The following is a 7301-nucleotide window of genomic DNA, read 5'->3' as shown; positions in this document are numbered from 1 at the left end:
TTCATCAGATTTTGTTTGCTGTGAAAATACAGTCATTGGCAACAACAATGTAGCCGCATACGACAACCAATGATTGCGTTTTTTTCTATCTGCAATGAGTTTTCTATTCAATTGTGAAGCATGAAATCGTCCGCACAAATTCCCATGATTGGTAAAATGCTTGATGACTTCTTCGTCGCTTTTCGCGGAAAAATCTACGACTTCTTTGGTGCATACGTTACAAAACTTGCCTTTTTCAGTTGGCGACATTTTGTTCCAATCTTCATGACAAGGTTCTGGAATTTGCACAATGAGTTCAGGATGTTTCATAAGTGTATTATTTTTTGGTTGCTTGTTTTTCTACTTTTTTAGCTGCACGTTTTGCACGTCGTTCATCACGCTTTTCCAACCATTTTTTTCTTTGAAACGCAAAATAGTTCTGTGTACGTTGCTCACGTTCATTCAGTTTTTTGTCTGTTTTTGGATGAGATTTCTTCGTGAATTTACTTTTATATCGTTCATTTGGACTCTCAGTAACAACAGCTCCTATAAAATGCAATCCTTGTACATCAGATTCTAGCTGAACATTTATGGTAGAAGAGGTAATTTTTATTTTTTTTATTTCATATCCAACATAACTTATTACGAGAATAGTTCCATAATTTGACTTGATAGAATAGTGCCCATCAAAATCAGTAGTTGCACCTATATTTGTACCTTTAATTTGGACTATTGCACCAGGAAGTGGCAATCCACTTTCGTCAGTAACAACACCTTGTACTGTAATACTATCATTTTGCATTGTAGAATTTAGTTTCGCTTTTCTGTCAAGCGAGCTTATTTTTAATGATTTAAAAGCAGAGGTGTCTATTTGTTCTGTATCCGTATTTTTTAACTCAGGAGTTTTTGTTTCTTGCGAAACCAAAGTTATTGGTAATAGAAAGGTAGCTGCGTACGATAACCAATGATTTCGTTTTTTTCTGTCTGCAATCAATTTTCTATTGAGTTGTGAAGCGTCAAATCGTCCACATAGGTTTCCATTATTCGTAAAATACGTCACAAGTTCTTCATCACTTTTTGAAGTAAAATCAACAACTTCTTTAGTGCAGATATTGCAAAATTTGCCTTTTTCTGTTGGTGACATTTTGTTCCAGTCTTCATGACAAGGTTCAGGAATTTGTACAATGAGTTCAGGATGCTTCATGATGGTTCGCTTTTAAATTCAATTCAAAAAAAGCATAAAAACATATATAAAGAAACCAACAATGAGTAAACAGACAGTTTGAATGAGTAAACTTTCGCACATAAAAAAACTCCTTTACTTCAAAAAGAAATAAAGGAGTTTAAAAACGTAGTAGTATACTATTAATTACACTTCTTTTACAATGAAGTTAAAGCTACTGGCGACAGGTGTGTAAACGCCGTCAATGGTTTGAAATACTTGCATAGTAAATCCTCCAGTATATGAGTATAACATGTATGATAAACCAGGGGTTTGTAATGTTGGTGATGCAACAACTGCTGATTCTCCAGAAACTTTTCCATTGTAAGCAATAGTATATTTCTGCTGATTAGAATCATACTGGATAGTAAATTTACTATTATCAGCATCCATGACTCCGTTTGATGAGACGACTCCTCCAAAATTTGACATAATTTGATAGTTTTATATGATTAATAATATGTATTAAATATATCAATTTTCTCGTTTGGCGCCACGCTGATGAATTGATATGGTTCAAAATTAAAACGATCAATACAGATATAAAAGATAGCTTTTACCTGATTTTAACTCCGTATTTTAAGAATGCAAATACGTAGAAATACGTATAGTCAATCGTCTAATTTATAATATTTTAGTATTAAACTTTAAACAATTAATTATGGCTTTAGCACCAATTACTAATTATGACCAAATTGAATTAGACCTTGCAAAAAAATATGCAGAAACATGGCAAGAAACCTGTGACTTGAAAGCATTTTTATTTCACCGAAATGATATCGAATGTATTTTATCAGAAAAGAACGCCATTGCTGTACGTTTTTATATGGGAATTAAAGAAGAAGGAGACACAAAATGTCCTGATATGATGGTTGTGGGTGTATATTCTAATAATGAAGATATTATTATTACAGGTCCTAAAAGTATAGGTCCTAATGACGAAATTAGAACCGGAATTTATAACTTTACAATGCCTTGTCCGCGAACGTGTGACTTTGATAGTGAATTATATTTTGAAACAGGTCCAGAAATTATTGGAAGTCAAAATTGTGCTCCACGTGATGGAAATAGAACGCCAAGTACTGATAGTTACTGTAATATTGAAGGATTTCAAATTGGACTTATAGATGCTGTAAAGTCAACGACAGCTTGGCAAACCTTATTTAATTTGAAATCTGTGCTATTTAAAAAAGAAGATTTAACCGAAATTTTTGCGCAACTTGAAGCAAATGATATTCGTGTGTATTTTGGTTTAGATGAAACAGGAACCGAACGCATTATACTTGTTGGCGTAGATGAAAATGGATCTGATATTTTTAAAGAAATTTGTGAAGGAGAAAATTGTGATCACGAAGACTGTACGGGAGAAAATTGTGAGGTATTAATAGAAAATTTGTATATAAATAGCAGTTCGCTTTGTACTAAAGAGTCTTTAACTACTTGTGATGAAAGTAGTGAATTATACCATAAAGTGTAACTTTACAATTATATGCTTTCAAAATCTGCACTATTTTCTATTTTAAACATCGCTCAGTTGTTTATTTTGTTGCCGTTAATCACAATTGTTTTTCGGTACAAAAGATTCAATACTACGTTCAAATTGATTGGTATATTACTGATTAGTGCAGGTGTTTTTGCATTGATTGGGAATATTTTGCACAGACAAAAACTCAATAACATGATCATCTCACATTTGTATACTATTGTGGAATATATATGTTGGAGTTTGGTGTATATACGATTGTTTGATTCGAAAGTAGTTAAAAAACTCATTATAAGTTCAATGGTTATCGTCATAACATTTGCAGTTGTGAATATACTATTGTGGCAATCGTTGGAAGTTTATAATTCGTATAGTAAAACTGTTGAAAGCGCATTTTTACTGTGTTTTGCAATCGGTTGGTTTTACAAAGTTTTTGTAGATCAATCGATTCCTCGTTTGGAAACACATCCAGTTTTTTGGATCAATGCAGCCGTATTAATCTACTTTTCGGGCGCTTTTCTATTATTTGTAACGAATAATTTTTTATTAGAAATTCCACTCATAGAATATTTTGAAGCTTGGGCATTGCATGGAATATTCATTATGATTCATTATCTTTTCATCTCAATAGGTTTATGGTTACTGAAACACAAGAAGGAACTTCGTTAATACTTTTTATTGGCATGTTAGGAATGTTTTTCCTAGCGCTTGCTATTGTAGGCTTTGTTATTATTTATAGAAGACGTTTGTTAAAACAGCAAATGAAGTTACAGGAGCAAAAAATAATACATCAGCAGCAGTTATTACAAAGTGCTGTAAAAATTCAAGATGATGAACGAAAACGTTTTGCAGCTGACTTACACGACGAAATTGGTAGTGGAATTTCAACTATTTTGTTAAGTGTGGAACGAATTAAAAAAGAACAAGCTGATCAGCCAGAAATTGTATCAAAATCACAAAACGTACGCGATCAACTGAATCATTTGTTAAAAAAAGTTCGAGAAATATCATACAATATCATGCCGCCAACTTTGGAGGATTTTGGTTTGAATGAAGCCATTAGCGATTTGTGTTATTCAATTTCAGAATCGAGCAAAATCAATATAGATTACGAATGGAATGGTGATGAAAAACGATTGGAGTTTTCACAAGAACTTGCGTTATATCGCATTATCAAAGAAGTATTGGTAAACGCGGTGAAACATTCCGAAGCAAAAACAATTAAAATTACGATTGAGAATACCACGGAAAGTTTCAACCTAAGCATTAAAGATGATGGAAAAGGATTTGATACAGAAACGGTTCAAAAAGGTGCAGGATTGCGTAATATAAAAGAGCGCGCCTTGATTTTGAGTGCACTAATCGACATCGCATCAAAAGTAAATTCAGGAACAATGATACATGTTCATTTAAACAAAGAAAACGCATGATAAACATCGCATTAGTAGACGATCATTCACTCTTTAGAGAAGGCATTAAAGCCATTTTTCAAGATGAAAATGATATGGGAATTACAATGGAAGCTTCTGACGGAGATCAGTTTATAGAAGCTTTGCGTAATGCTGTTGTGAAACCCGATGTAGTATTATTGGATATTAGAATGCCAAACCTTGATGGATATGAAACGGCAAAAATTGTCTTAGAGAAATATCCAACAATGAAAATCATTATTTTGACGATGCATCAAGAAGAACGACATATTATACGTATGATTGAACTTGGCGTGAATGGTTATTTAATGAAAAACTCAAATTCTGATGAAGTTATAGAATGTATTGAAAGTGTGATGGAATTCGATTATTATTTCAACAATAAAATTACAAACATCATGCGTAAAGTAATGATGTATAAAGGAAAAGGAACTCCAAACAATATCATACACGATCTTTCTGAGCGCGAAATAGAAGTCTTAGAACTCATCTGTAAAGAATACACAGCCAAAGAAATAGGAGAGAAGCTCTTTATTAGTTTTCGTACGGTAGAAGGACATCGTAAAAATTTACTTTCCAAGCTCAATGTTCGCAATACTGCAGGATTGGTTGTATTTGCTTTAAAGAATGAAATTGTGAAGGTTTGATATTTTTTTTCGAATTTCAAAACGTCACTTCGAGTGATTTGCAAAAGCGAATTGTATCGAGAAGTACTCTGAAATTAAAAACCATTATAAAATCAAAGTAGATCTCGATACTAAATTCTTAGCAGAATTTCACTCGATCTGACGTCTTTAAATTGTAAAATGTTTTTCTTAACCTACAAATCCTTATAAAAAAAGTCATTATTGTATGCGTTTAATGTGTAGTTTCATAGTATTTTCGATGTTTTATTAATGCAAAAGAAATCCAAAAGAACGTGTTTCATATACAAGAAAAGAACAACATCATAGAAATTTCAAGTGAAAACAACAAAGTGTCTGCTTGTATAAACATAAGTGAAGGCGCACGATTGTATGATGTAAAAGTGAATGACAGAAGAATTATTTCTGAATACAAGAATTTCCCATATAAGAATTCATCCGCATCAGCGATTTTATTTCCTTTCGCGAATAGAATTGAAGACGGAACCTATACTTTTGAAGGAGAAACGTATCAAATTCCATGCAATGAAGTCGAAAAGAACAATGCAATCCACGGATTGTTATACACTAGAAAATTTGAAGTGTTTGACAAGCAAGTTACTTCAAGTGCTGCAAGCATAACGTTTCAGTATATACATGATGGTTCTTTACAAGGATTTCCATTTCCGTTTGATTTTTTCCTTACGTATAAACTCACCGAAACATCAGTAAATGTTTTTATAAAAGTTCTCAATACTGGAACAAAAACATTTCCGTTTACCATTGGTTGGCATCCGTATTTTAATTCTGAAAACTTATACGAAAGTACAATCAATTTTAACTGTGAAGAAGAATACACTACAACTGACGATAGAAGCATTACCGATGGAACAAAGCTGCATGAACTTAGAATGCCTTTCCAATTAAAAAACCATCCATTTGACACTGCATATAAATTGTTGAATGATGAAATCGGATTTACAACGCCAACATATCAAATAAAGATAAAAGGTTCAGCGCCTAAAAACTATGTGCAATTTTACACCCCAAAAGACAAAAGCATCATTGCTATTGAGCCCACAGTTGGACTTTCAAATAGTTTTAATAATGGAATTGGGTTGCAGACTTTATCACCAAACAAAACCTATGAAATTTCATGGGAAGTTGAGGTTGAGAAATTGTAAATAAAAGGTATTAGGTCTTAGGAATTAGTATGTTTCTCAAGAACCAACATTTCGACTCCGCTCAATGTGACAAACTATCCAAGACACAAGTTTACATATTTCACCAAAATACCAAGAGCGATAGCGATCTAAGAGGCGAAGCCGATCTAAAAGCGATAGCGGTCTAAAAGCAAAGCAAGTCTAAGAGCGTAAGCGAAGCGAGTCTAAAAAACTACTTCTCCATAATCTCCACCTCAAACATTTTATTCCAGTATTTACCTGTTACAAAATAGGTTTTCGTTTTCGGATTATATGCAATACCATTAAAAACATCGGTAGTTGGTAACACTGTTGTTTTCTCTTTTAAACCTCTAAAATCAATAATACCTTCTAGTGCGCCATTTTTCGGATTAATGATCATGACACTCGGATTCTGATAGCTATTTGCATAAATTTTTCCATTAATATATTCCAATTCATTCGATTTTACATACGAACGTTTATTATCACATACTTGAATCGCATATTGTTCTTTTAAAGTTTCGGCATCTAAAATCCAGATTTTCTCAGTTCCATCACTCTTATAAAATTTTTCTCCATCTGAACACAATCCCCAACCTTGTTTACTTTTCTGGTATGAAAACGTACTCAAACGTTCTAAATTATCCGGATTATACACAAAACCAGTATTTGCTTTCCAAGTAAGCATATATAATTTATCATTCAAAACCGTCATTCCTTCGCCAAAATACTTGCGTTCCAAATCAATTTTTTGATACACTTCACCTGTTTTATAATTCACCTTTCGCAAAGAAGATTCGTTAAATTGTCCCGTACTTTCAAAAAGTGTATCTCTGTAAAACTCCAAACCTTGCGTATACGCTTTAGTATCGTGTGGATACGTATTGATGATTTTATACGTGTAAATTTTAGGTTTATGATTCGATAAAATGGTTACATTCTTTTGTGTAGTTTCCGTTTTTCCTTCACCATACATAATAGTTGCTTTAAAAATATGTTCTCCGAGTAGGAAAGAAGAAGGAATTGTAGTTTCTAGCACAAGTGGATTTGAACTCGAATTTGTCAACTTTTGATCGTTTATCGTATACGCAACATCCGAAATTGTTTGCTGACTTTTATTAGAAACTGTTGCTTTTAAAGTAGCATTTAGTTGGAATTTGTTCGTTTTTCCGTCAATTTTCATAGAAAACTTAGGTGCAGTTGATTTTTTTTCACCTCCGCAAGAAAAAATACTCAAACTTAAAAATGTGATTATGAATAGCTTATAAAATTTCATCGACTTACTTTGTTTCTGGCAAGGTAATTCATAAAAATCAGTTTAAAAAATCATTGCTTAAATGTAAAAACATTTTATCTTTGCAGCGGCAAGTCCTACACAAC

The 7301-nt window shown here is 32.7% G+C and carries 8 protein-coding genes and 1 pseudogene; 5 read left to right on the top strand and 4 right to left on the bottom strand.

The genetic code is table 11. The annotated features are described in order from the left end of the window. The 3 genes and pseudogenes from AB8B65_RS06030 to AB8B65_RS06020 form a co-directional block, all read right to left on the bottom strand. Positions 1 to 309: pseudogene (locus AB8B65_RS06030) on the bottom strand (hypothetical protein); the annotation flags it as partial. A 7-nt stretch (positions 310 to 316) separates the two neighbouring features. Further along, positions 317 to 1183, bottom strand: a complete 867-nt coding sequence (locus AB8B65_RS06025; protein ID WP_405299960.1) for a carboxypeptidase-like regulatory domain-containing protein — start codon at positions 1181 to 1183, stop codon at positions 317 to 319. Between the two features lie 165 nt (positions 1184 to 1348). Then, positions 1349 to 1633 (bottom strand): hypothetical protein, encoded by a 285-nt coding sequence (locus tag AB8B65_RS06020; RefSeq protein WP_405299959.1) that lies wholly within the window; start codon positions 1631 to 1633, stop codon positions 1349 to 1351. Between the two features lie 229 nt (positions 1634 to 1862). Here AB8B65_RS06020 and AB8B65_RS06015 point away from each other — a divergent pair, with 229 nt between their 5' ends. The 5 genes from AB8B65_RS06015 to AB8B65_RS05995 all read left to right on the top strand — a co-directional run bounded on the left by AB8B65_RS06015 (position 1863) and on the right by AB8B65_RS05995 (position 5921). Further along, positions 1863 to 2678, top strand: coding sequence for a hypothetical protein (locus AB8B65_RS06015; RefSeq protein WP_405299958.1), 816 nt, complete (start codon positions 1863 to 1865; stop codon positions 2676 to 2678). A 201-nt stretch (positions 2679 to 2879) separates the two neighbouring features. After that, entirely contained in the window at positions 2880 to 3353 is a 474-nt protein-coding gene (locus AB8B65_RS06010) for a hypothetical protein (RefSeq protein ID WP_405299957.1), read from the top strand. After that, positions 3320 to 4114 carry a sensor histidine kinase gene (locus AB8B65_RS06005; RefSeq protein ID WP_405299956.1) on the top strand — a complete coding sequence of 265 codons (795 nt, stop codon included), beginning with the start codon at positions 3320 to 3322 and terminating at the stop codon, positions 4112 to 4114. Before AB8B65_RS06010 ends, AB8B65_RS06005 begins: the two co-directional genes overlap by 34 nt. After that, positions 4111 to 4761, top strand: coding sequence for a response regulator (locus AB8B65_RS06000; RefSeq protein ID WP_405299955.1), 651 nt, complete (start codon positions 4111 to 4113; stop codon positions 4759 to 4761). The genes AB8B65_RS06005 and AB8B65_RS06000 overlap by 4 nt, the downstream gene beginning before the upstream one ends. A 272-nt stretch (positions 4762 to 5033) precedes the next feature. Next, a complete protein-coding gene (locus AB8B65_RS05995; protein ID WP_405299954.1) occupies positions 5034 to 5921 on the top strand; it encodes an aldose 1-epimerase in 888 nt (295 codons plus the stop codon). 211 nt (positions 5922 to 6132) lie between these two features. Here AB8B65_RS05995 and AB8B65_RS05990 read toward each other — a convergent pair whose 3' ends face one another. After that, entirely contained in the window at positions 6133 to 7197 is a 1065-nt protein-coding gene (locus AB8B65_RS05990; RefSeq protein WP_405299953.1) for a glutaminyl-peptide cyclotransferase, read from the bottom strand. Positions 7198 to 7301: the final 104 nt, after the last annotated feature.

Source organism: Kordia sp., assembly GCF_045105435.1.
Classification (GTDB): Bacteria; Bacteroidota; Bacteroidia; order Flavobacteriales; family Flavobacteriaceae; genus Kordia.
This window is presented reverse-complemented; position numbering and strand designations above follow the sequence as displayed.

Excerpts from the sequence above, each read along its gene's own strand:
- AB8B65_RS06025 (WP_405299960.1), bottom strand. The coding sequence starts at position 1,183 with ATGAAGCATCCTGAACTCATTGTACAAATTCCTGAACCTTGTCATGAA.
- AB8B65_RS06020 (WP_405299959.1), bottom strand. The coding sequence starts at position 1,633 with ATGTCAAATTTTGGAGGAGTCGTCTCATCAAACGGAGTCATGGATGCT.
- AB8B65_RS06015 (WP_405299958.1), top strand. The coding sequence starts at position 1,863 with ATGGCTTTAGCACCAATTACTAATTATGACCAAATTGAATTAGACCTT.
- AB8B65_RS06010 (WP_405299957.1), top strand. The coding sequence starts at position 2,880 with ATGATCATCTCACATTTGTATACTATTGTGGAATATATATGTTGGAGT.
- AB8B65_RS06005 (WP_405299956.1), top strand. The coding sequence starts at position 3,320 with ATGGTTACTGAAACACAAGAAGGAACTTCGTTAATACTTTTTATTGGC.
- AB8B65_RS06000 (WP_405299955.1), top strand. The coding sequence starts at position 4,111 with ATGATAAACATCGCATTAGTAGACGATCATTCACTCTTTAGAGAAGGC.
- AB8B65_RS05990 (WP_405299953.1), bottom strand. The coding sequence starts at position 7,197 with ATGAAATTTTATAAGCTATTCATAATCACATTTTTAAGTTTGAGTATT.